This window comes from Streptomyces sp. WM4235 (assembly GCF_001279725.1).
Classification (GTDB): domain Bacteria; phylum Actinomycetota; class Actinomycetes; order Streptomycetales; family Streptomycetaceae; genus Streptomyces.
The window spans coordinates 1-301 of sequence record NZ_LGDE01000390.1 but is presented as its reverse complement, the minus strand read 5'-3'; the positions used below and the strand labels follow the sequence as shown (position 1 = coordinate 301).

The window sequence follows — 301 nt, the reverse complement described above, 5'->3', positions numbered from 1 at the left end:
GCGGTTGTAACTGCGGCCCCACGTACTCCCTTCGCGGACCAGGGCACAGGTCTGTGCCTCCACGCCGTGGGGCGAGGCGACCACGGGACCGACCCGGGCATCCTTCCGCGGGTGCAGGGGGGGGGTGGCGGCGTCGGGGGCCGGGACGCCGGTGGGCCGGTCCGGGCGGGGAGCCTTGAGGCCGGGGGAACGGAAAGAACCGACCAGCTTGGTTTCTTCAACAAGGGAGGAGGTGACGGCGGCGAGCAGCCGCGCCAGTCCCTCAGGCAGGTTCTCCTCGGGCTAAGGCATGACCCAGCCC

1 protein-coding gene is annotated in these 301 nt (G+C 72.1%); it reads right to left on the bottom strand.

The window, feature by feature from the left end:
* The coding region (locus ADK55_RS41025) for a DUF5926 family protein (RefSeq protein WP_420713681.1) at nt 1-270 on the bottom strand (270 nt) is incomplete at its 3' end.
* Between the last annotated feature and the right edge of the window lie 31 nt (nt 271-301).